Below are 23,690 nucleotides of genomic sequence, written 5' to 3'. Positions count from 1 at the left end.
ATGGGGCAGCGCGGGGCGTGAGGGTGCCCTGCGGGGACGTGCGTGGGTTTTCAGACGCGGATGACCTGCGGCCCGAGCAGTGAGTAGCGGTGGGCCTCGGCCGCGGGCAGCAGCGTGCTGGTGACGATCGCCTCCAGGGAGCCGATCTCCGCGAACCGGCAGAAGCTGACCGCCCCGAACTTGGTGTGCGTCCCGGCGAACACCGTGCGGCGCGCGGCCCGGACCGCCTGTGTCTTGACCTCGCTGACGGCCGGGTCGGGCGTGGTGAGGCCGTGTTCGCGGGAGATGCCGTTGGCGCCGATGTACGCCAGGTCGATGACGAATCCGGCCAGCATCTTCGTCGTCCAGTGGTCGACGGTGGCGAGCGTGCCCGGGCGGACCCGGCCGCCGAGCAGCAGGACGGAGGTGTCACCGGCCTCGGCCAGCGCGCCGGCGACGGGCAGGGACGCGGTGACCACGGTCAGCGGCCGGTCCCGGGGAAGGGCCTCGGCGATGAGCCGGGGGGTGAAGCCCTCGTCGACGAAGACCGTCTCCGCGTCGCCGAGCAGTTCGGCCGCGGCGGTGGCGACCCGGCGTTTCTCGGGGACGTGGCTGGTGGCGCGGAAGGCGAGCGTGGTCTCGAACCCGGCGCTCTCCACGGGGTAGGCGCCGCCGTGGGTGCGGCGGACCAGGCCGTGGTCCTCCAGGGCGCGCAGATCCCGCCGTACGGTCTCCTTGGCGACGCCCAGGTCGGCGGCGAGCGCGGTGACGTCGACCGAGCCGGCGGCGCGGGCGATCCGCACGATCTCGCGTTGGCGCTCTTCCGCCGTCCGTGCGCCCATGTCGAACACCTGCCTCACCGCCTTGTTGCCCGTTCGGGCCCGTGTCGCCCTTGGGGGAAGTTCTACAGCGGGCGCGCGGCACTGACCAGGCCTGTTGCGGACCCGATGCTGCCCGTTTGGGCCCGTTCCGGCCGTCGGGTGCCCGTCTCGGACCTGGGCCGCAGCGGGGGGCGGGGTGAGAACGGGCAGCGTGTGTGCCCGCATGTGGAAGCGGACGGGCCCGTTTGGTGCCCGTCCGCCTCTTCGCGCGATGAGTTCCGGTCAGTACGGCCAGATCGGCGGGTCGGTCACGAAGTGGCCGCCCAGGCAGGCGTGCGCCGGGTTGTCCGGGTCGAGTTCGCCCTGTTCGGCGACGAGCTTCTCGGCGTACGGCTCGGAGTCGTCCTGCGGCTCGTAACCCAGCGCCCGCGCGGAGGTCAGGTCCCACCACAGGCGCGTGTTGGCGGAGGAGCCGTGGACCACGGTGTGCCCGACGTTCTCGGCGGTGAGGGCAGCGTGGAAGAGGCGGGCGCCGTCGGCGGGGCTCATCCACACCGAGAGCATGCGCACGCTGGTCGGCTCGGGGAAGCAGGAGCCGATGCGGACGGAGACGGTCTCCATGCCGTGCTTGTCCCAGTAGAGCTGGGCGAGGTCCTCGCCGAAGCACTTGGACAGGCCGTAGAAGGTGTCCGGGCGGCGCGGGGTGTCGGTCGGGATGAGGGGGTCGTCGCCCTGCGGGCGCGGGGTGTAGCCGACGGCGTGGTTGGAGGAGGCGAAGACGACGCGCCCGACCCCCTCCTCGCGGGCGGCCTCGTACAGGTTGTACGTGCCCTCGATGTTGGCCCTGAGGATCTTCTCGAACGGGGCTTCCAGGGAGATGCCCGCCAGGTGGATGATCGCGTCGACGCCCCGGACCGCCTCGCGCACGGCCTCCCGGTCGGCGAGGTCGGCGACGATCGCGTCCGGCTCGCCCTCGATCGGGCGCAGGTCGAGCAGGCGCAGCCGGTAGCCGTGGTCGGGGAGCAGGTCCCGCATCAGGGTGCCGAGGCCGCCGGCGGCGCCGGTGAGCAGGACGGTGCGTGGAGCGGGCATCCTCGGGACTCCTAGGGTCTCCTGAATCGGCAGCCGTGCGTATGAGCGCTTGGCGTTCATATGCGTGGACACGCTAAAGAACCGGTGGTCACCCGTCAAGAGGTGGCCTGCTTGACGGTGTTCGCGGGGCGGCTTAGCGTGGACGCGTTCAGAAATATAGACGCAGATCATGGATATGGAATGGGGAGCGCCCGTGACCTCAGCCCCTCTCGCCGCCCGGCTCACCGTGCCCAGCGGGCCGTTGTTCTTCCCCGTCACGGCGTACGCGCCCGACGGCGAGGTCGACCTCGCCGTCTACCGCGCGCATGTGCGCCGCGGGGTCGACGCCGGGGCCGCCGCCGTGTTCGCCTGCTGCGGCACCGGCGAGTTCCACGCGCTCACCCCCGAGGAGTTCCAGGCCTGCGTGCGGGCGGCCGTGGAGGAGACCGCCGGGCGGGTGCCCGTGGTGGCGGGCGCGGGCTACGGCACCGCCCTCGCCGTGCGCTACGCGCGCCTCGCCGAGGAGGCCGGGGCCGACGGCCTGCTCGCCATGCCGCCGTACCTGGTGCTCGCCGGACAGGAGGGGCTGCTGCGGCACTACCGGGACGTGGCCGCGGCGACCTCGCTGCCCGTGATCGTCTACCAGCGCGACAACGCCGTGTTCACGCCTCGCAGCGTGGTCGAACTGGCCCGCACGGACGGGATCATCGGCCTCAAGGACGGGCTCGGCGACCTCGACCTCATGCAGCGGGTCGTCAGCGCGGTGCGCACCGAGGCCCTGGGCGACTTCCTCTACTTCAACGGGCTGCCGACCGCCGAGCAGACCCAGCTCGCCTACCGGGCCCTCGGCGTCACCCTGTACTCGTCCGCCGTGTTCTGCTTCGCCCCCGAGATCGCCCTCGCCTTCCACCGGGCGCTCCGCTCGGGTGACGAGGCCCTCGTGCACCGTCTGCTGGACGGCTTCTACCGTCCGTTCGTCGAACTGCGCGCCCAGGGCCGCGGGTACGCCGTCGCCCTGGTCAAGGCGGGCGTACGGCTGGGCGGCCTGGACGTGGGGGAGGTGCGGCCGCCGTTGCAGGAGCCGACCGACGACCATGTCAAGCAGCTCGCCCAGGTGATCGAGCGGGGTTACGCGCTGCTCGACGACGAGGGCGGGGAGGAGGGCGAGTGAAGGCCTCGGCGTTCGTCTACCCCTGGGACGTCAACGGGGACCCGGGAGCGGCCGGGTTCGTCGCGGGCACCGGCGTGGAACAGGTGACGCTGGCCGCCGCCTACCACTCCACCCGGGCCCTCACCCCCCGACACCCGCGCCACCGCGTCGTCACCGCCGAGTACGCCGCCGTCCTCTACCCGCCGGACGCCCGCTGGCAGGGCCGGGACCTGCGCCCGTACGAGGCCGGTGACTGGGCGCCCGGCGACGCCTGGGGCGAGGCCGCCACCGCCCTCGCGGACGCGGGCCTGGAGGTGCACACCTGGGTCGTCCTCGCCCACAACTCCCGCCTCGGCGCCGAGCACCCCCACACCTCCGTCGTCAACGCCTACGGCGACCGCTACCCCTGGGCGCCGTGCATCGCGCAGCCCGCCACGCGCGCGTACCTGACCGACCTGGCCGCCGAGGCGGCCGTGCGGCCCGGGGCCCGGGGCACCGAGCTGGAGTCCCTGGGCTGGTACGGGCTCGCCCACCTGCACGCCCACGACAAGACCGGCCCGGTCGCCCTCGGGGACGCCGGGCAGTACCTGATGTCGCTGTGCTTCTGCCCCCACTGCCGGGAGGGGTACGGCGGCCAGGGCCTCGACCCCGACGCCCTGGCCGCCGCCGTACGTGCCGCGCTGGAGCCGGTGTGGCGGGGCGCGGTGCCGTCCGACGGAGGCTGGGCGGGCGTCGAGAAGCTGCTGGGCGAGGCGCCGGCGAACGCCACGCGCGCGTGGCGGGACGAAACCGCCCGTACCCTCCAGGAGACCGCGGTCGCGGCCGTCCGCGCCGCCGCGCCCGACGGCTTCCAGGTCCTGCTGCACGCCGACCCGGTGTCCTACCACTGCGGCGCCAACGCGGGTGTCGACCCCGCGCACGTCCTGTCCGTCGCGGACGGCGTGGTCGTGCCCTGCACGGGCGGCGCGGGCCTGCTGGCGCCGTTCGCCGAGCAGGGCCGCGCCGGGGCCGTCCTCGCCGCCAACCTGACCGTGGTCTCCGGCATGGGCGGCAGCCCGCACACGCTCGCCGCGGACGCGGCCCGCGCGTGCGAGCTGGGCGCCACGGAACTGCGGCTGTACCACGCCGGGTTGGCGACGGACGGGGACCTGGAGGAGGTGCGGTCGGCACTCGCGGGGCGGTGAGCGCGGTGCGGTGGACCTGGTGAGGTGCGTGCGGTGCCTCCCGGGCGTGTCATGCCGGGTCGGTGGTGGACGGCGCCCCGGAGGCGATGCCGTCGGCGCGCGCCGGTCGCCGGGCGAGCGGTACCGCCGTCGCCAGCAGCGCGGCGCCCAGAGCGGCCAGCAGCAGGCGGAGGTCGGCCAGTTCCACCAGGGCCGCGCCCGCGGCCAGTCCGACCACGTTCGGCGTGAAGACCAGGGAGTTGGCCGTCGCGGTGACCCGGCCCAGCAGCCGCTCCGGCGTCTCGTGCTGTACGGCGGTCAGGGCGGCGATCAGCACCGCGGGCAGCCCCGCCCCGATCGCCGCGCTGGACGCCATCGCCACCGCGTCGTACGGAGCGGCCCGCACCGTCACCGCCACGGCCAGCAGCGCGATCCCGGCCGCGGCGAACCGCCGCCCGCCCAGCCGCCGCAGGGCCGGTCCGGCCAGCAGCCCGACCACCACCGACCCGGCGCCCTGGACGGCGTACAGCGCACCGGCGTACGCCGGGGAGTGCCCGAGGGCGTCCACGACGGCGTAGGCCGTGGCGCCGTTGACGCCCGCGCACAGCATCGTGGCGCCGCCCGCGAGGACGAGCGGACGCAGGTGTGGATGCCCCCACAGGTACCGGGCGCCCTCGGCCGTCCGCCGCCGCCAGTTCACCACGGGCCGCCGAGGCGGTGCCTCCCGCACCCGCAGAGCGGTGTACAACCCGGTGGCCAGCACGAACGTCACCGCGTCCAGCGCCGCCACGCTCGCGCCGCCGTACGCCGCGTAGACGCCCGCCCCCGCCAGCGGCGCCACGAGCTTCATGCCCTCGCTCGCGGTCATGCGCAGCCCGTTGAAGTCGCCGAGCAGGCGGGGGTCGACGGCGGTGGCGACGAGCGCCGACTCGGCCGCGTCGTGGACGACGCCCGCCGCGCCGTACACGAGCAGCACCGCGAACAGCAGCCACAGCGCGTCCGGCGAGTCCACGGTGAAGAGGGAGAGCAGGAGGGCGGCCAGCAGCAGGTTCGTGGCGATCAGCAGCGGCTTGCGGCGGACCCGGTCGGCGAGCGTGCCCAGCGCCGGACCCACCAGCGTCGGCGCCCACATCGCGAGCATGGACAGGGCCGCGAGACCGTCCGAGCCGGTGAGGTCCTTCACCCACACGCCGGACGCCAGCCACAGCGCCGAGGTGCCGAAACCGGAGACCACCACCCCGGCGAGATACAGGCCCGCGTTGCGGTCGCGCAGGACGCGGGCCACGGGCCAGGGCCCCCGCGTGCTCTTGCTCGTAGGTGTCGTTTCTGACGTCATGCCTGGCCATCGTGGATCTAAGGCGGGTGGACGGGCATCGGGCAGGTGCCTCAGCGCCGGGCTCGGCGACCGATGAGTTTCGCTGCCGCGATCGGTCCACCTCCTCAGAGAGCCGGCCGCGCGTCCACAAGGAGCCACCGATGACCCACGACACCCCCACCCCCACCCCCACCCTCGACCTCGGACCGCAGACGCGGATCCTGGCACGCCTCGCCGAGGGCGTGAGCGACGCGCGGCTCGCGGACCCGACCCCGTGCCCGGACCTGGCCGTGCGCAACCTGCTCGGCCATCTGACCGGCCTGGCCATCGCCTTCCGCGACGCCGCCCGCAAGGACCTGGGCGTCACCACCGACACCAGCCCCGAAGCGACCGTGCCGGACATCGGCCCCGGCTGGCGCGAGCAGCTCCTGAAGGTGCTCGGCGAGCTCGCCGAGGCATGGCGTGCCCCGGAGGCCTGGACCGGCGTGACCCGGGCCGGCGGTGTCGACCTGCCCGGCGCGGTCGCCGGCGCCGTGGCCGCCGACGAGCTGGTGATCCACGGCTGGGACCTGGCCCGCGCGACCGGGCAGGACTACCACCCCGATCCGGCCGCACTCCAGACGTCGTACGGCCTCCTCTCCGCCGCCGCCGAGGAGTCCGACCGGGGCGCCGGCATGTTCGGCCCGGTCGTCCCCGTCCCCGCCGACGCACCGCTGCTGGACCGGGCGGTGGGACTGAGCGGGCGCGACCCGGGCTGGACGCGGCCCGTGTAGCGGCGGCACAACAACCTCAACTTTCTTTGTCAGAACCATTGACGCGGCCCAGCGCCCCTCCTACCTTCAACGCGTCGTACTCCGTACGTCATATATGAGACGCGATACGTGAGATCAGATACGCGAGACGCCCGATCCGTACCAGCGGATCCGGGTCCGCGGCATCCGGCCCGCGCATCCGACGCGAGATTCCGAGAGGCGCGCATGACCTCTGTGCCCACGCCGATCCCCTCCCGCACGCAGTACGTGCTGGAGGAGATCAAACGCCGCATCCTCACCGGCCGGCTGACGCCCGGTCAGGCTCTGGTCGAGACCGACCTCGCCGCACAGTTCGGTGTGTCCAAGACACCGGTGCGCGAGGCGCTCAAGACGCTGGCCGGTACCGGACTGGTCGTGATGAGCCAGTACAAGGGCGTCACGGTGCGCATGGTGGACGCGGACATGGCGCGCGAGGTCTACGACGTGCGGCTGCTGCTGGAGCCCGAGGCGCTCAGGCGCGCGGTCGGCCGCGGGGCCTCCCTGGAAGCCGCCCGCGACGCGCTGTCCCGGGCCGACCAGGCCACGGACACGGCCGAACGCTCGCTCGCCAACCGGGAGTTCCACCGCGCCCTGTACGTACCGTGCGGCAACCCGCTGCTCGCCCGGATGCTCGACGAGGTCCGCGACCAGGCGGCGCTGGTCTCCGCCGTCGCCTGGGCCGCCGACCCCTCCTGGGAGCGGGAGGCCCGCGAGCACCAGGAGATCCTGCGCCTCGCCCTCGCCGGCGACGCGGACGGCGCCGCCCGCGCCCTGCACGCGCACATCGGGTCGTTCGTCGAGCGGGCCTTCCCGCACGCGGAAACCGAGAACCAGGACGTCCGGGCGACACAGGCCCGGGAAGCCCAGGAAGAGGACGGTCAGGCATGACGACGACGTTCGAGACCCAGCGGGCGGCTCTGGCCGACGTGGTGGCGATCCCGGTGACCCCGTTCGCCGAGGACGGCAGCGTCGACCCCGCCACCTACCGGGCCCTGCTGCGTCGCCTCCTCGACGGCGGCATCACGACCCTCACCCCCAACGGCAACACCGGCGAGTTCTACGCCCTCACCCCGGCCGAGCGCCGCCTCGTCACCGAACTGACCGTCGAGGAGGCCGGCGACCGCGCGGACATCCTGGTCGGGGTCGGGCACGACGTGCCGACCGCGGTCGCCTCCGCGCGGCACGCCCGCGAGCTCGGCGCCTCCATGGTGATGGTCCACCAGCCCGTCCACCCCTACGTCTCCCAGGGCGGCTGGGTCGACTACCACCGCGCCGTCGCCGAGGCCGTGCCCGAGCTGGGCGTCGTGCCCTACATCCGCAACGCCCAGCTCACCGGCGCCCGCCTCGCCGAACTCGCCGACGCCTGCCCCAACGTCATCGGCGTGAAGTACGCCGTCCCGGACGCCGCCAGGTTCGCCGCCTTCGCCCGCGACGCCGGCCTCGACCGCTTCGTGTGGGTCGCGGGACTGGCCGAGCCTTACGCGCCCTCGTACTTCTCGGCGGGCGCCACCGGCTTCACCTCGGGGCTGGTGAACGTCGCCCCGGCCGTCTCGCTGAACATGATCGAAGCCCTTCGGGCCGGCGACTACACGGCCGCCATGAAGGTCTGGGAGCAGATCCGCCGCTTCGAGGAGCTGCGCGCCGCCAACGGCTCCGCCAACAACGTCACCGTGGTCAAGGAGGCCCTCGCCTCCCTGGGCCTGTGCCGCAGGGAGGTCCGCCCGCCGAGCAAGCCGCTGCCGGAGGGCGAGCGCGCCGAGGTCGCCGCCATCGCCGCCGGGTGGTCGATATGACCGGCACGACCGACCGCAAGCGCCCCGAAGACCTCCGCAGCCACCAGTGGTACGGCACCGACGGCCTGCGCTCCTTCAGCCACCGCGCCCGCACCCGCCAGCTCGGCTACCTGCCCGAGGAACACCTCGGCAAGCCGGTCATCGCCATCCTCAACACCTGGTCCGACATCAACCCCTGCCACGTCCACCTCCGCGACCGCGCCCAGGCGGTCAAGCGGGGGGTCTGGCAGGCGGGCGGCTTCCCGCTGGAGTTCCCGGTCTCCACGCTCAGCGAGACCTTCCAGAAGCCGACCCCGATGCTCTACCGCAATCTGCTCGCCATGGAGACCGAGGAGCTGCTGCGCTCCTACCCGGTCGACGGCGCCGTGCTGATGGGCGGCTGCGACAAGTCCACCCCCGCCCTGCTCATGGGCGCCGCCTCGGTGGACCTGCCCGCGGTCTTCGTGCCCGCCGGGCCGATGCTCCCCGGTCACTGGCGCGGCGAGACGCTCGGCTCCGGCACTGACATGTGGAAGTACTGGGACGACAAGCGGGCCGGCCTCATCGGCGACTGCGAGATGCAGGAGCTGGAGAGCGGCCTGGCGCGCTCGCCCGGCCACTGCATGACGATGGGCACGGCCTCCACGCTGACCGCCGCCGCCGAGGCCCTCGGGGTCACGGTCCCGGGCGCCTCCAGCATTCCGGCCGTCGACTCCGGGCACGACCGGATGGCCGCCGCGGCCGGGCTGCGCATCGTCGAACTCGTCCACAAGGACCGCAAGCTCAGCGACATCCTCACCGCGGACGCCTTCGAGGACGCCGTCACCACGGTCCTCGGCCTCGGCGGCTCCACCAACGCCGTCATCCACCTGATCGCCATGGCGGGCCGCGCCGGCGTCACCCTCACCCTCGACGACTTCGACCGCATCGCCCGCACCGTCCCGGTCCTGGCCAACGTCCGCCCCGGCGGACAGACGTACCTGATGGAGGACTTCCACTTCGCCGGCGGCCTGCCCGGCTTCCTCTCCCGCATCCCGGACCTGCTCCACCTGGAGAGGCCCACCGTCTCGCACGACACGATGCGCGAACAACTGGAAGGCGCCCTCGTCCACCACGACGACGTCATCCGCCCCCGGGACAACCCCGTGGCGCCCGAGGGCGGGGTCGCCGTCCTGCGCGGCAACCTCTGCCCCGACGGCGCCGTCATCAAGCACATCGCCGCCGAACCGCACCTGCTCAAGCACACCGGCCCGGCGGTCGTCTTCGACGACTACCGGACGATGCAGCGGACCATCAACGACCCGTCGCTGAACATCACCGCGGACAGCGTGCTGGTGCTGCGGGGCGCCGGCCCCAAGGGCGGCCCGGGCATGCCCGAGTACGGGATGCTGCCCATCCCCGACCACCTGCTCAAGCAGGGCGTGCGCGACATGGTCCGGATCTCCGACGCCCGCATGAGCGGCACGAGTTACGGCGCGTGCGTGCTGCACGTGGCGCCCGAGTCGCACGTCGGCGGACCGCTGGCCCTGGTGCGCACCGGCGACCCGATCACCCTCGACGTCGAGGCGCGCACCCTCCAGTTGGGCGTGGACGACGAGGAGCTGGAGCGCCGCAGGGCCGAGTGGACACCGCCGCCCGCCCGCTACGAGCGCGGCTACGGCGCCCTCTACAACGAACAGATCACCCAGGCCGACACCGGCTGCGACTTCGAGTTCCTGGCCCGTCCGGGCAAGGTGCAGGACCCGTACGCGGGCTGAAGGAGCCCACCACGTTCACGGAAACGGCCGTGGACCCCGCGCCCTTAGAAAGCGCTTCACCCCGCACGAACAACGCACGACGTACCAGAACGGAGAACTGTCATGGCCCAAGCCGCAGCCGTGGCGAAACCGCCCGCGCCACCCCGGCGGCGCCGTGCCTCCGCCACGCCGCGCAGGCTCCCGTACCTGCTGATCGGACCGGCGGCCCTGCTGATGCTGGGCTTCATCGCCTACCCGGTCATCAGCGTCTTCTACTACAGCCTGCAGCACTACAACCCCACCAAGCCCTGGCGGGACGGCTTCGCGGGCTTCGACAACTTCGTCAAGATCTTCACCGACGACCCGGTCTTCTGGGACACCCTCGTCTTCAGCGCCAAGTGGGTCTTCGTCGAGGTCGGACTGCAACTGCTCTTCGGTCTGGCGCTGGCGCTCATCGTCAACCAGACCTTCGTGGGCCGCGGCATCGGGCGCGCCATGGTCTTCTCGCCGTGGGCCGTCTCCGGCGTGCTGACCTCGGCGATCTGGGTGCTGCTCTACAACTCCCAGACGGGCATCACCCGTTACCTCGCAGACATGGGCATCGGCTCGTACGGCACCAGCTGGCTGTCGGACACCTCCACCGTGTTCTCCGCGGCGGTCGTCGCCGACCTGTGGCGCGGCGTGCCCTTCTTCGCGATCCTCATCCTCGCCGACCTCCAGTCCGTCTCTAAGGACCTGTACGAGGCCGCCGAGGTCGACGGGGCCAGCCGGATCAAGCAGTTCTGGCACATCACCCTGCCCCACCTGAAGGACGCCATCATCCTGTCCACGCTGCTGCGTGCGGTGTGGGAGTTCAACAACGTCGACCTGCTCTACACCCTGACCGGCGGCGGACCCGCGGGCGAGACCACGACGCTGCCGCTGTACATCGCCAACACCAGTGTCGACGCGCACGACTTCGGCTACGCGTCGGCCCTGACCACGGTCGCGTTCGTGATTCTGCTCTTCTGCTCGATCGTCTATCTGCGGCTGAGCAAGTTCGGAGGCGAGAACAAGTGATCACCAAGGAGGCCACCGTGGCCGCCCCCGCCCCCGCGCGGGTCGCCCCCGCGCCGCCGCGGAACACCAAGAAGCGCCTGGCCTGGGACGAGGTGCCCCGCTGGCAGATCTACCTGCCGCTCGGCATCTACCTGATCTTCACCCTCGTCCCCTTCTACTGGATCCTGCTCTTCGCGCTGCGCCCGGCCGGCTCGACCTCGCTCGTGCCCTGGCCGATGACCTTCGACCACTTCGAGAAGGTGTGGACCGACCGCAGCTTCGGCACCTTCTTCCAGAACAGCGTGCTGGTCGGTCTCGCCACCCTGGTGATGACCACGCTCGTCGCCCTGGCCGGCGGCTACGCCCTGGCCCGGTTCGACTTCAAGATCAAGCGGGTCTTCATGCTGGGCCTGCTCTGCTCCCAGTTCGTGCCCGGCGCGCTGCTGCTGGTCCCGCTGTTCGAGATCTTCGCCGAACTGCAGATGATCAACTCGCTCGGCAGCGTCATCATCGCCGAGACGGTCTTCCAGCTACCGCTGTCGATCATCCTGATCAGCAACTTCATCAAGAACGTCCCCTACTCCCTGGAGGAGGCCGCCTGGGTCGACGGCTGCGGCCGGTTCCGGGCCTTCCGGATCGTCGTGCTGCCGCTGCTGCGTCCGGGCCTGATCGCCGTCGGTTCCTTCGCCTTCGTGCACTCCTGGAACCACTTCCTGTTCGCCCTGATGTTCCTCAACGACCAGGGCAAGCAGACCATCCCGGTCGGCCTCAACACCCTGATGAGCGCGGACAGTGTCGACCTCGGCGCGCTCGCCGCCGGCGGCATCATCGCGGCCGTCCCCGTGGTGATCGTGTTCGCCTTCATCCAGAAGTGGCTGATCACCGGCTTCAGCGCGGGGGCGGTGAAGGGATGAGACTGCGCCATGCGGCGGTCGCCGCCGGACTCCTGACCCTGCTCTGCGTCCCCGCCCAGGCCGACGACAACACCCGTGACCTCGGCCGCGAGACCCTCGCCCCGCACGACGGCTGGGCCGCGGCGGAAGGCGGCACCACGGGAGGCGCCGCGGCCGACGACGCCCACGTGTACACCGTGACCGACCGGGCCGGACTCGTCCGCGCCCTCGACGGAGGCAGCGACACCCCGAAGATCATCAGGGTCGCCGGGACCATCGACGCCAACACCGACGACGACGGGCGGCGGCTGGACTGCGCCGACTACGCGACCGACGGCTACGGCGTGAAGAAGTACCTGGCCGTCTACGACCCCCGCACCTGGGGCGCGGCCAAACCCAGTGGCCCGCAGGAGGAGGCCCGCAAGGCCTCCGCCGCCCGGCAGGCCGAACGGGTCGTGCTGCCCGTCGGCTCGAACACCACCCTCGTCGGCCTCGGCGACGACGCCGTCCTCAAGGGCGCGAGCCTCCAGGTGAAGAACGCGGACAACGTCATCGTCCGCAACCTGGAACTGCGCGACGCCTACGACTGCTTCCCCGTCTGGCAGCCCAACACCGGCGGCCTCGGCGACTGGAAGACGGCGTACGACAACCTCTGGCTGAACGGCGCCACCCACGTCTGGGTCGACCACGTCACCGCGAGCGACAAGGGCCACCCGGACGAGAAGGAGCCCACCTACTTCGCCCGCAACTACCTGCGCCACGACGGCCTGCTCGACATCACGGGCGGCTCCGACCTGGTCACCGTCTCCTGGAGCCGGTTCGCCGACCACGACAAGGCGATGCTCATCGGCAACGGCGACTCGGTCACCGGCGACCGCGGAAAGCTCCGGGTCACCCTGCACCACAACGAGTTCCGGTCAGTCGCCCAGCGCGCCCCGCGCGTCCGCTTCGGCCAGGTGCACCTCTACAACAACCGGTACGTCGTCGAGGAGGGGGACGCGGACTACCGCTACTCCCTCGGCGTCTCCACCGAGTCCGCCATATACGCGCAGAACAACGCCTTCACCACGCCGGGCCACGTCGAGGCCGCCGACCTGGTCAAGAGCTGGAACGGCAGCGCTCTGCACGCCGAGGGCAGCCTCTTCAACGGCTACCCGGTGGACCTGCTCACCCTCCACAACGCCTACAACTCGGGCAGCGAGCGCGACCTGACCGCCGACGTCGGCTGGACGCCCGTCCTGCACGGCACGGTCGACAGCGCCGCCGCGGCCGACCGGGCGGTGGCGAGGGGCGCGGGCGCGGGGAGGCTGCGGTGAACGCACCCCTGCCCGTCGTCCTCGCCGGCGCCCGCGGCCACGGCCGCTGGCACGTCGCCAACATCCGCCGCCTGGAGCGGGCGGGCCTCGTCCGCCTGGCCGGCATCTGCGAGCTCACCCCGCTGACCGAGGAAGAGGCCGGAGGCGAACTCCCCGAGCAGTCCGCCGACTTCGGCGCCCTGCTCGACTCCACCGGCGCCCGGATCGCCGTGATCTGCACGCCGATCCCGACCCACACCGACCTCGCGCTGACCGCCGCCCGCCGGGGCGTGCACCTGCTCCTCGAGAAGCCCCCGGCACCGTCGTACGCCGAGTTCCGGCGCATGGCCGACGGGGTCGCCGAGGCCGGCGTCGCCTGCCAGGTCGGGTTCCAGTCGCTGGGCTCGCACGCGGTGCCCGCCATCCGCGAGCTGGTCGCCCAGGGCGCGGTCGGCGACGTGATGGGCATCGGCGGGGCCGGCGCCTGGGTGCGCGACGAGGCCTACTTCCGCCGGGCACCCTGGTCGGGCCGGCGGCGGATGGACGGCGTCGACGTGATCGACGGCGCGCTGACCAACCCCCTCGCGCACGCCGTCGCCACCGCCCTCGCGCTCGGCGGCAGCACCCGCGCCGAGGACGTCACGGACATCGAGACCGAGCTGAGCCACGCCAACGACATCGAGGCCGACGACACGTCCTGCGTACGGATCACCACCGCCCACGGCCACCGTGTCACCGTCGCCGCGACCCTGTGCGCGGAGCGGGCCGACGAGCCGTACGTCCTGGTGCACGGCAGCAGCGGCCGCATCACCTTCTGGTACAAGCAGGACCGCGTCCTGCTCCAGCGCGCCGACCACGGCCCCGAGGAGTACGACCACGGCCGCACCGACCTGCTGGAGAACCTGGTCGACCACCTCACCACCGGCGCCGCGCTGCTGGTCCCGCCGGACGGGACGGGCGCCTTCATGAAGGTCGTGGAGGCGATCCGCCGGGCTCCCGACCCCGCCCCGCTGCCCGCCGCCGCCTGGCACCGCGTGGCCGGCGAGAACCGTCGCGTGGTCCCCGGCATCGACTCACTCGTTGCCGCCGCAGCCGACACCCTCTCCCTGTACTCCGAACTGGGTGCCCCCTGGGCACCGCGCACGGAGCACCCGCTGAAAGAGGTGAGCACCCGATGACCGGCACCGACTCCCCGGTGCTGCGCGTGGCGGGCCGCCCCGTGGGCCGGTACGTCACCCGGCCCGAGCTGGCGCCCCGGCTCTCCCCGCGCCCCTACCTGCACCCCGTCACCACCCTGGCCGGCACCGCTGTCACCGAGTTCAGCCCCGCCGACCACCTCCATCACCTCGGCGTCGGTGTCGCCGTTCCCGACGTCGAGGGCCACAACTTCTGGGGCGGGCGCACCTACGTCCGCGACCAGGGTCCGACCGAGCTGGACAACCACGGTGCCCAGCGGCATGCCGCGTTCCAGCTCCGCGACCCCGACGGTTTCGTCGAGGAGCTGCGCTGGGTCGCCGCCGGCACCGAGCTGCTGCGCGAGCGCCGTACGGTCGCGGCCACCGAGCTGACCGCCACCGCGTGGGCGCTGGACTTCACCTTCTCCCTCACCAACGTCACCCCCGACCCGCTCACCATCGGCAGCCCCGCCACCAACGGGCGCCCCGGCGCGGCCTACGGCGGCTTCTTCTGGCGGGCCCGCAAGGAGAGCGCGGCCCCGCGCGTCTTCACCGCCGACCGCGAGGGCGAGCCGGAGGTGCACGGCGCCCGCGCCGACTGGCTGGCCCTGGCCGGCGACACCTGGACGCTGGTGTTCGCCGGTGCCACCGAGCGGACCCGGCGCGATCCGTGGTTCGTGCGCACCGAGGAGTATCCGGGCGTCGGCTCCTCCCTGGCCCACGACGAACGGCTGGTGGTCGCCCCCGACGACACCCTCGTCCGCCGGATCGTCACCGTCGTCGCCGACGGCCGCCTCGACGCCGACGGCGCCGCAACCCTCGTACGAAAGGCGGTGAGCCCGTGACCTCCGAGGCCGCGCCCACCTACACGAACCCCGTCCTGAACGCGGACTGGTCCGACCCGGACGTCGTCCGCGTCGGCGACGACTTCTACCTGACGGCCTCCAGCTTCGGCCGCGTCCCCGGGCTGCCGCTGCTGCACTCCCGCGACCTGGTCAACTGGACCCTGGTCGGCCACGCCCTGACCCGCCTGGAACCGGCGGAGGCGTTCGCGACGCCCCGTCACGACTGCGGGGTCTGGGCGCCGTCCCTGCGCCACCACGACGACCGCTTCTGGATCTTCTGGGGCGACCCCGACCACGGCGTCTTCCAGGTCAACGCCCCCGAGATCCGGGGCCCGTGGACCGCGCCCCACCTGGTCAAGGCGGGCAAGGGCCTGATCGACGCCTGCCCGCTGTGGGACGAGGAGACCGGCGAGGCCTACCTGGTGCACGCCTGGGCCCGGTCCCGCTCCGGGATCAAGAACCGCCTCACCGGCCACCGCATGCGCCCCGACGGCACCGGGCTCCTGGACGAGGGCAAGGTGATCGTCAACGCGGACCGCCTCCCCGGCTGGTTCACCCTGGAGGGCCCCAAGGTCTACCGGCACGACGGCTGGTTCTGGATCCTGGCCCCCGCCGGCTCGGTGGAGACCGGCTGGCAGGGCGCCTTCCGCTCCCGCGACTTCTTCGGGCCCTACGAGGAGAAGGTCGTCCTCGAGCAGAAGGACACCGACGTCAACGGCCCCCACCAGGGCGGCTGGGTGCGGACCGCCGCGGGGGAGGACTGGTTCCTGCACTTCCAGCAGCGCGGTGCGTACGGGCGAGTGGTCCACCTCCAGCCGATGCGGTGGGGGTCGGACGGATGGCCCGTGCTGGGCGACGAAGGCGCCCCGGTCACCGAGTACCGGCGCCCCGCCCTGCCGCCGCAGCCCGCCGCCGCGCCCGCGACCGACGACGACTTTCCCGGCGGACGGTTCGGCCGCCAGTGGTCGTGGACGGCCAACCCCCGCGACGGCTGGGCCACCCAGCACTCCGAGGACGGGCTGCGGCTCACCTGCGTCCGCTCGGCCGACGCGCACGACCTGCGCAAACTGCCGAACATCCTCACGCAGCGGCTGCCCGGCATGCCGTCGGCCGTCGAGGTGGAGCTGCGCCTGGACAGCGAGGAGCCGGGCGCCCGGGCCGGGCTCGCGGTGCTCGGCGACGCCTACCGCTGGATCGGGCTGGAGCGGGACGCGGACGGGGTGGCGCACCTGGTGCACCGGTTCGCCGAGTCGGTGGCGGACGCCGAGCGGGACGCCGACCACCCCCGGCCCGCACCCCGGGGACGGGTACGGCTGCGGATCGAGACCGCTCCCGGGGCGCGCTGCCGCTTCTCCTACGACCTCGGCGACGGCCCGCGGCCCACCGGCCAGGTCTTCGCCGCCACCCCCTGGCGCTGGGTCGGCGCCCTGCTCGGCCTGTTCGCGCTCGCGCCCGCCGGCCAGGGACACGCCGGTGCCGCCGAGTTCACGCAGTTCCGGATCACCCCCCAGTAACCCGCCTCATTCACAGGCCTGTTGGGAGTCGCAATGACGCACCTCCGTAGCAAGCGCTTGCCGGGCGCCGGCCGCACCCTCGCCGCGGTCCTGGGCCTGGTCACGGCCCTGGCCCTCGGCACGGCCGGGGAGACGCACGCCGCCGCTCCACCGGGCGGGCAGGCGGCCGGCAACCCGCACCTGGACGACCGGCCGCACGGCTTCGCCTCCCTCGCCGGCGGCACCACCGGCGGTGCGGGCGGCAGGGTCGTCACCGTCACCGACCAGGCCGCGCTGGCGAAGTACGCGGCGGCCGAGGAGCCGTACGTCATCCGGGTCGCGGGTGCGATCGACGTCGAGCCCTTCGGGGCGGAGATCGTCGTCGCCTCGAACAAGACGATCACCGGGGTGGGCGACACCGGCGAGATCGTCCACGGCGAGCTGAACCTGAAGCCCGGCACGCACAACGTCATCATCCGCAACCTGACGATCCGCGACTCGGCGGTCGCGGGGAACTGGGACTGCAAGGACACCGACTTCGACGGCATCCAGATGGACACCGTCCACCACGTGTGGGTCGATCACAACCGCTTCTCGAACATCTGCGACGGGCAGCTGGACGTCCGCAAGGACAGCGAGTACGTGACCGTGTCGTACAACCGGTTCGAGAACAACAACAAGACGTTCGGTCTGGGCTGGACGAAGAACGTCAGGACGCAGATCACCATCGACCACAACTGGTTCGCGGGCACCAAGCAGCGCAACCCCTCCGTGGACAACGCCGCCTACGCGCACCTGTACAACAACTACCTGACGGCGCAGGCCGATCCGGGCGACCCCGTGTGGACGTACGGGAACTGGTCGCGCGGCGCCACGAAGATGGTCATCGAGAACAGCTACTACCGGGACGTCCAGCACCCGTACCAGGCCGACGCCACCGCGGAGCTGGTGGAGCGCGGGTCGATCCTGCGCAACACCACGGGCCGCCACGACGAGTGGGGCACCGCCTTCGACCCGCGTGACTTCTACGCCTACCGGCTCGACCCGGCGGCGGCCGTGCCCGCGCTGGTGAAGCGCTTCTCCGGCCCGCAGAAGCAGATCGGCACCCACTGACCCCCCCACGCTTTCAGCACGTTCACCTCTTTCGTTGGATCCAGAAGAAGAGAGCCGACCAATGAAGATCAGCATGCGCAGCAGCAAAAGCACAGGCAGGCGCCGGACGACCGCCGCCGTCGCCCTGGGGGCCGTTCTCGCGCTGACCGCCACCGCCTGCGGTGACGACGGCAGCGGGGCGGGCGGCGACAAGGGTGCCGAGGGCAGCGGCAAGGGGAAGATCGTCTTCTGGGACAACAACGGCGGTATCCGTACGGCCGTCTGGAAGGAGATCATCGCCGACTTCGAGAAGGCGAACCCGGACATCGACGTCGAGTACGTCGGGATCGCCGCCACCGAGTACCAGTCGAAGGTCGACACGGCCATCCAGGGCGGCGGCCTGCCGGACGTCGGCGGTGTCGGCGCGGCGATGCTCGCCGGGTTCTCCGCCCAGAAGGCCCTCGAGCCGCTGGACAACCGGCTCACCGGGTCGTCCCTGAACGGCAGGGTCAACAAGGACATGATCGAGTCCCTGCGGGCCGCCGGCGGCGGCGACGGCCGGCTGTACTCGGTGCCGACCTCGGCCAACAACGGCGTCCTCTACTACCGCACCGACCTGTTCGACAAGGCCGGCCTGGAGGCGCCGACGTCCTGGGACGCCTTCTACAAGGCCGCCGACAAGCTCACCAACGCGGACAAGAACGAGTTCGGCTACACCATCCGCGGCGGCTCCGGCTCCGTCGCCCAGGCGCTCGACGCGATGTACGGGCAGTCCGGCATCACCTCGTTCTGGGACGCCGGCAAGAAGACGACCACCGTCAACGCCCCGAAGAACGTCGAGGCGCTGGAGAAGTACGCGGGCCTCTTCAAGAAGGTCACGCCGGCCGCCGACGTGAACAACGACTTCGCCAAGATGGTCGCCCAGTGGGACTCGGGCACGATCGGCATGCTCAACCACAACCTGGGCTCCTACCAGGACCACGTGAAGGCGCTCGGCGTCGACAAGTTCCGCGGCATTCCGCAGCCGGTCGGCGCCTCCGGAAAGCGCGTCCAGGTGTCCAACCCGGTCGACGGGCTCGGGATCTTCAAGAGCTCCAAGAACAAGGAAGCCGCCTGGAAGTTCATCGAGTTCGCCACCTCGCACCAGCAGAACTCGAGGTTCAACGAGTCGGCGGGACAGGTGCCGTCGAACACCGAGGCGGCGAAGGACGCGTGGATCCAGAAGGCCGAGCCGACGAAGCTCGCGGCCGAGGCCCTGAACGACGGGTCCACGACCATCGTCCAGCTGCCGTACTACCTGCCGGACTGGAACACGATCTCCAAGGCGGACAACGAGCCGAACCTCCAGAAGGTGCTGCTGGGGAAGATGAGCGCCAAGGACTTCCTGGACAACATGGCCGAGCAGTTGAACGAGGCGCAGGCCGAGTGGACCGAGCAGATGGGTTAGTCGTTTCCCGGGTTTCTCCAGGTTTCCCCAGGTTTCCCCGGGTTTCGCCGTGGGACGGTCCGTGGTCCGCGGACCACGGACCGTCCCCTCTCCTGAAAGGCACACCGGCGTGTCACTCAGCCGAAGGCAAGTCACCACAGCCGCCGTCGCCGCCGTTCCCCTGGCGTTCGCCGCCACCGGCACGGCACAGGCCGGCGGGCGCCGCTCCCGCACCCTCCACATCGCCGGCGACTCCACCGCCGCGCAGAAGTACGCCGACGCCGCGCCCGAGACCGGGTGGGGCATGGCACTGCCGTTCTTCCTCCACAAGGACCGGCCCGTGGCCAACCACGCAGTGAACGGGCGGAGTTCGAAGAGCTTCGTCGACGAGGGGCGGCTCGACGCCGTCCTCGACGTGATCCGGCCCGGCGATCTCCTCCTCGTCCAGTTCGCGCACAACGACGAGAAGGAGGCGGACCCCACCCGCTACACCGAGCCCTGGACCACGTACCAGGACCACCTGCGCCTGTACGTCGACGGTGCCCGGGCCCGCGGGGCGCGGCCGGTGCTGGCCACGCCCGTCGAGCGGCGCCGGTTCGACGCGGCCGGAACCGCGCGGCCCAGCCACGGGGAGTACCCGGCGGCGATGCGCGCGCTCGCGCGGGAGGAGGGCGTGGCGCTGCTCGACGTCCAGGCGCTGTCGCTCGCGCTGTGGCAGCGCCTCGGTGTCGAGGAGACCAAGGCCTACTTCAACTGGACCGCCACCGAGCAGGACAACACCCACTTCAATCCGCCGGGTGCGATCGCGGTCGCCCGGCTCGTCGCGCGGGAGCTGCTGCGCACGCGGGTGCTGGCGCACCGGGACGTGCGCCGACTGGACGAGGAGATCGCCGAGTCCTGGATCAGCTGGCCCGCACCGGCCGCCGTGTAACACCCCCGACCCCGAGACAGGGAGAGCCGCACCATGAGCACACAGAGATGGCATGGGCATGCCACAATGCATGCCACAAAGAGGGTCGCCGCACTGGTCGGCTGCACCGCCCTCGTGCTGAGCCTGACCGCCGCCACCGCCGAGGCCCGCCCCGGCCACCACCAACACCGTGACACCGCCCGGCAGACGCTGCCGGCGAAGGACGGCTGGGCGTCCCACGGCACCGGCACCACCGGCGGGGCCGACGCCGACGCGGAACACGTGTACACCGTCACCACCTGGGCCGAGTTCAGGGCCGCCCTCGCCGCGGGAGGCACCGCGCCCAGGATCATCAAGGTGAAGGGCACCATCGACGCCGTCGCCGAGGGCTGCGAGGCCTTCGCCGCGCCCGGCTACGACTTCGACGCCTACCTCGAGAAGTACTCGCCCGAGAACTGGGGCCTGGCGACCGACCTGAGCGCCGAGCCCGACGACAGCCCCGAGGGCCTGCGCCGCGCCTCCGCCGCCCAGCAGAACCAGTCCATCAAGGCGAACGTCCCCGCCAACACCACGATCATCGGAGTGGGGCGCGACGCCGGACTCAAGGGCGCCAGCCTGCAGATCAAGGGCGTGGACAACGTCATCGTCCGCAACCTGACCTTCGAGAGCCCCGTGGACTGCTTCCCGCAGTGGGACCCCACGGACGGCGACAAGGGCAACTGGAACTCCGAGTACGACAGCGCCGTCGTGTACGGCTCCACCCATGTCTGGCTGGACCACAACACCTTCACCGACGGCGAGCACCCGGACAGCGCGGCCCCGACCTACTTCGGCATGCTCTACCAGCAGCACGACGGCCAGCTGGACGTCGTCAAGGGCGCCGACTACGTCACCGCCTCCTGGAACGTCTTCACCGAGCACGACAAGACGATCCTGATCGGCAACAGCGACGGCGAGTCCACCGCCGTCGGTGACCGTGGACACCTGAAGGTGACCTTCCACCACAACCTGTTCAAGAACCTCGTCGAGCGCGCGCCCCGCGTCCGCTTCGGCCAGGTCGACGTCTACAACAACCACTTCGTGGCCGGCGAGGACTACGCCTACAGCTTCGGCGTCGGCAAGGAGTCCCAGCTCGTCGCCGAGCACAACGCCTTCACCCTGCCGGACGGCGTCAGCCCCGCGAAGGTCCTCAAGAAGTGGAGCGAGGCGCCGGTCACCGCGGCGCACAACCGGGTCAACGGCCGCACCGTCGACCTGATCGCCGTGCACAACGAGGAGATCCCGGGCGAGACCCTCCAGTCGGGCGCGGGCTGGACCCCCACCCTGCGCACCGCGGTCCTGCCGGCCCGGGCGGTCCCCGTCGTCGTCGACCACGGCGCGGGCGCCGGCCGCCTGCGCTGACACCCCCGAACCGGGCCGGGGCGCCCGCACCGCCCCGGCCCACCCCACGCACCGCCATCCCCTCAAGGAGCACGGCATGCCCCGACCCGCCCCGACCCGCAGAGGCTTCCTCCTGACCGCCGCCGGCGCGGGCGCCGCCCTCGGCCTCGCGGCAGGCCCCGCCGTCGCCGGCACCCGACCGCGCCCGCGCCCCTTCGGCCGGTACGGCTCACCGGCCGACCGCCGCACCCCGAAGACCCTGTACGTCGACCCGCACGGCCGCGGCGACTTCACCTCCGTCCAGGCCGCGGTGGCCGCGACGCGGGGCAGCGGCTGGACGCTGGTCCTCGCGCCGGGCACCTACCGCGAGACGGTGTCCGTGGACGCCGACCGCACCGAGGCGACCTGGATCGGCGCCTCCCACGACCCGCGCGACGTCGTCATCGCCTACGACAACGCCGCCGGCACCCCCAAACCGGACGGCTCCGGCACCTACGGCACCAGCGGCTCGGCCACCGTCACTGTGCGGGCCGACGGCTTCACCGCCCGCTGGATCACCTTCGCCAACGACTGGCTGCGCGCCGACCACCCCGGCTGGACCGGCACCCAGGCCGTCGCCGCCAAGGTCATGGGCGACCGCTCCGCCTTCCACCACTGCCGCTTCCTCGGCCACCAGGACACCCTCTACGCCGACACCCGCGACCTCGGCCTCTTCGCCCGCCAGTACTACGACCACTGCTACGTCGAGGGCGACGTCGACTTCGTCTTCGGCCGGGCGACGGCCGTGTACGAGCACTGCCACTTCCGCACCCTGGTCCGTACCGACCTCGACGCCGCTCCCTACGGCTTCGTGTTCGCGCCGTCCACGGCGGGCGCCAACCCGCGCGGCTACCTGGTGACCCACGGCCGCGTCAGCAGCGAGGCCCCCGACGGCTACTACAAGCTGGCCCGCCCCTGGGTGCCCAGTTCCGACACCACCGCCCGCCCGATGCTCACGGTGCGCGAGACCCACCTCGGCGCGGGCATCGACGCCCTCGCGCCCTACGCCAACATGCGGGACGCGTACCCCTGGCAGGAGCAGCGGTTCCGGGAGTACCGCAACACCGGTCCCGGCGCCGCGATCACCGTCCCGGAGAACCGGCCCCGGCTCACCCGTGCCGAGGCCGCGTCGCACACCCGGGAGGCCTACCTCGGCGACTGGCGACCGTATGCCCGAGGGTGACCCGACCGGTGCTCCGCCCGGTGCCCTGCCCGGCTTCCACCCGGCGCTCAAGGACGAGCTGACCTTCCCGCTCGCCTGGGGCACGTCGCCGGTGCGGGACTTCGGGGCGTGGCGGCGGGCGGCCCGCGCCAAGGTCGAGGAGCACCTCTTCGTCGACCGGCAGGACGACACGCCGTACGCCCCGGAGTTCGCCGCGCGCTCGGCGGGCGACGGGTACTCGCGTGAGCTGGTCACCCTCTCCCTCACCCGCTACGGACGCGTCCGCGGCGCCCTGCTCACCCCGCAGGGCACCGGGCCCTTCCCGGGCGTCCTGCTCCTGCACGACCACGGCTCCCGGTTCGACATCGGCAAGGAGAAACTGGTCCGGCCCTGGTACGACGACACCCGCCTCGCCGCCGCCGAGGAGTGGGCCGGCCGGCACTTCGACGGGCGGTTCCTCGGCGACGAACTGGCCCGGTGCGGGTACGTGGTGCTCTGCCTGGACGCCCTGGGCTGGGGCGACCGCGACCCGCTCACCTACGAACGGCAACAGGCCCTCGCGAGCAACCTCTTCCACCTCGGCAGCTCCCTCGCCGGGCTCCTGGCCCGCGAGGACCAGCGCGCCGCCGGCTTCCTGGCCGGCCTCGACCGCGTGGACGCCCGGCGGGTCGCTGCCGTCGGCTTCTCCATGGGCGGTTACCGCGCCTGGCAGACCGCCGCCCTGAGCGACGACGTCGCCGCCGCGGTGAGCGTGTGCTGGATGACCGGCCTGAAGGGGATGCTGGTGCCCGGCAACAACACCCTGCGCGGCCAGTCGGCGTTCCACATGCTCCACCCGGGGCTCGCCCGGCACCTCGACCTCCCCGACGTGGCGAGCATCGCCGCGCCGAAACCGATGCTGTTCCTCGGCGGTGAACAGGACCCGCTGTTCACCGCCGAGGGCGTCCGCACCGCCCACGACAGGCTGCGCGCCGTCTGGCACTCCCGCGGCGCCGCCGACCGGCTGCGGACCGAGACCTGGCCGGACGTCGGGCACTCCTTTCCACGGCGGATGCAGGACGAGGCCTTCGCGTGGCTGGCGTCGGTCACCGCCGCGCCGGCCCGACCGACACGCCCCGGAACGTCACGGTGAACCCGGAGCGGC

At 72.3% G+C, this 23,690-nt stretch carries 20 protein-coding genes and 1 pseudogene; 18 read left to right on the top strand and 3 right to left on the bottom strand.

The genetic code is table 11. The features are described from left to right. Positions 1-50: 50 nt before the first annotated feature. Both RM812_RS10675 and RM812_RS10670 read right to left on the bottom strand, forming a co-directional pair. Positions 51-821: a DeoR/GlpR family DNA-binding transcription regulator gene (locus RM812_RS10675; protein WP_311572201.1), complete on the bottom strand. Its 771-nt coding sequence runs from the start codon at positions 819-821 to the stop codon at positions 51-53. Positions 822-1,082: 261 nt separating this feature from the next. Next, the gene (locus RM812_RS10670) at positions 1,083-1,892 is read right to left on the bottom strand and encodes an NAD-dependent epimerase/dehydratase family protein (RefSeq protein WP_311572200.1); all 810 of its coding nucleotides are present in this window, start codon (positions 1,890-1,892) and stop codon (positions 1,083-1,085) included. Between the two features lie 193 nt (positions 1,893-2,085). Between RM812_RS10670 and RM812_RS10665 the strand changes: the two genes are divergently transcribed. Together RM812_RS10665 and RM812_RS10660 are read left to right on the top strand one after the other, a co-directional pair. Beyond that, entirely contained in the window at positions 2,086-3,042 is a 957-nt protein-coding gene (locus RM812_RS10665; protein WP_311572199.1) for a 5-dehydro-4-deoxyglucarate dehydratase, read from the top strand. Beyond that, entirely contained in the window at positions 3,039-4,205 is a 1,167-nt protein-coding gene (locus RM812_RS10660) for a hypothetical protein (protein WP_311572198.1), read from the top strand. Before RM812_RS10665 ends, RM812_RS10660 begins: the two co-directional genes overlap by 4 nt. 49 nt (positions 4,206-4,254) lie before the next feature. Here the strand turns inward: RM812_RS10660 and RM812_RS10655 are convergent, their stop codons facing one another. Beyond that, entirely contained in the window at positions 4,255-5,520 is a 1,266-nt protein-coding gene (locus tag RM812_RS10655; protein ID WP_311572197.1) for an MFS transporter, read from the bottom strand. Between the two features lie 140 nt (positions 5,521-5,660). Here RM812_RS10655 and RM812_RS10650 point away from each other — a divergent pair, with 140 nt between their 5' ends. The 16 genes and pseudogenes from RM812_RS10650 (at position 5,661) to RM812_RS10575 (ending at position 23,678) form a co-directional block, all read left to right on the top strand. After that, positions 5,661-6,272, top strand: a complete 612-nt coding sequence (locus tag RM812_RS10650; protein ID WP_311572196.1) for a TIGR03086 family metal-binding protein — start codon at positions 5,661-5,663, stop codon at positions 6,270-6,272. Positions 6,273-6,476: 204 nt separating this feature from the next. Beyond that, positions 6,477-7,178, top strand: coding sequence for a GntR family transcriptional regulator (locus RM812_RS10645; protein ID WP_311572195.1), 702 nt, complete (start codon positions 6,477-6,479; stop codon positions 7,176-7,178). After that, complete coding sequence (locus RM812_RS10640; protein ID WP_311572194.1) at positions 7,175-8,083, top strand: dihydrodipicolinate synthase family protein; 909 nt, start codon at positions 7,175-7,177, stop codon at positions 8,081-8,083. Before RM812_RS10645 ends, RM812_RS10640 begins: the two co-directional genes overlap by 4 nt. Next, positions 8,080-9,819 carry an L-arabinonate dehydratase gene (gene araD, locus RM812_RS10635; RefSeq protein ID WP_311572193.1) on the top strand — a complete coding sequence of 580 codons (1,740 nt, stop codon included), beginning with the start codon at positions 8,080-8,082 and terminating at the stop codon, positions 9,817-9,819. Before RM812_RS10640 ends, araD begins: the two co-directional genes overlap by 4 nt. Positions 9,820-9,921: 102 nt before the next feature. Continuing rightward, positions 9,922-10,857 (top strand): carbohydrate ABC transporter permease, encoded by a 936-nt coding sequence (locus RM812_RS10630; protein ID WP_311572192.1) that lies wholly within the window; start codon positions 9,922-9,924, stop codon positions 10,855-10,857. Continuing rightward, complete coding sequence (locus tag RM812_RS10625; protein WP_311572191.1) at positions 10,854-11,750, top strand: carbohydrate ABC transporter permease; 897 nt, start codon at positions 10,854-10,856, stop codon at positions 11,748-11,750. The genes RM812_RS10630 and RM812_RS10625 overlap by 4 nt, the downstream gene beginning before the upstream one ends. Beyond that, positions 11,747-13,045 (top strand): pectate lyase family protein, encoded by a 1,299-nt coding sequence (locus tag RM812_RS10620; protein WP_311572190.1) that lies wholly within the window; start codon positions 11,747-11,749, stop codon positions 13,043-13,045. The genes RM812_RS10625 and RM812_RS10620 overlap by 4 nt, the downstream gene beginning before the upstream one ends. Next, entirely contained in the window at positions 13,042-14,202 is a 1,161-nt protein-coding gene (locus RM812_RS10615) for a Gfo/Idh/MocA family protein (protein WP_311572189.1), read from the top strand. Before RM812_RS10620 ends, RM812_RS10615 begins: the two co-directional genes overlap by 4 nt. Continuing rightward, complete coding sequence (locus RM812_RS10610; RefSeq protein ID WP_311572188.1) at positions 14,199-15,044, top strand: DUF6807 domain-containing protein; 846 nt, start codon at positions 14,199-14,201, stop codon at positions 15,042-15,044. Before RM812_RS10615 ends, RM812_RS10610 begins: the two co-directional genes overlap by 4 nt. Further along, on the top strand, positions 15,041-16,558 hold the full coding sequence (locus RM812_RS10605; protein WP_311572187.1) for a glycoside hydrolase family 43 protein: 1,518 nt from the start codon (positions 15,041-15,043) through the stop codon (positions 16,556-16,558). The genes RM812_RS10610 and RM812_RS10605 overlap by 4 nt, the downstream gene beginning before the upstream one ends. Before the next feature lie 33 nt (positions 16,559-16,591). Further along, positions 16,592-17,644: pseudogene (locus RM812_RS10600) on the top strand (pectate lyase family protein); the annotation flags it as partial. 67 nt (positions 17,645-17,711) lie between these two features. Continuing rightward, positions 17,712-19,076: an ABC transporter substrate-binding protein gene (locus RM812_RS10595; RefSeq protein ID WP_311572186.1), complete on the top strand. Its 1,365-nt coding sequence runs from the start codon at positions 17,712-17,714 to the stop codon at positions 19,074-19,076. A 109-nt stretch (positions 19,077-19,185) separates the two neighbouring features. Further along, positions 19,186-19,986 carry a rhamnogalacturonan acetylesterase gene (locus tag RM812_RS10590; protein ID WP_311572185.1) on the top strand — a complete coding sequence of 267 codons (801 nt, stop codon included), beginning with the start codon at positions 19,186-19,188 and terminating at the stop codon, positions 19,984-19,986. Positions 19,987-20,019: 33 nt separating this feature from the next. Beyond that, on the top strand, positions 20,020-21,366 hold the full coding sequence (locus RM812_RS10585; protein WP_311572184.1) for a pectate lyase family protein: 1,347 nt from the start codon (positions 20,020-20,022) through the stop codon (positions 21,364-21,366). 76 nt (positions 21,367-21,442) lie between these two features. After that, positions 21,443-22,567: a pectinesterase family protein gene (locus RM812_RS10580; protein ID WP_311572183.1), complete on the top strand. Its 1,125-nt coding sequence runs from the start codon at positions 21,443-21,445 to the stop codon at positions 22,565-22,567. After that, positions 22,554-23,678, top strand: coding sequence for a dienelactone hydrolase family protein (locus RM812_RS10575; RefSeq protein ID WP_311572182.1), 1,125 nt, complete (start codon positions 22,554-22,556; stop codon positions 23,676-23,678). Before RM812_RS10580 ends, RM812_RS10575 begins: the two co-directional genes overlap by 14 nt. Positions 23,679-23,690: the final 12 nt, after the last annotated feature.

It is taken from the genome of Streptomyces lancefieldiae (assembly GCF_031845825.1).
Lineage (GTDB): Bacteria > Actinomycetota > Actinomycetes > Streptomycetales > Streptomycetaceae > Streptomyces > Streptomyces lancefieldiae.
This window is presented reverse-complemented; position numbering and strand designations above follow the sequence as displayed.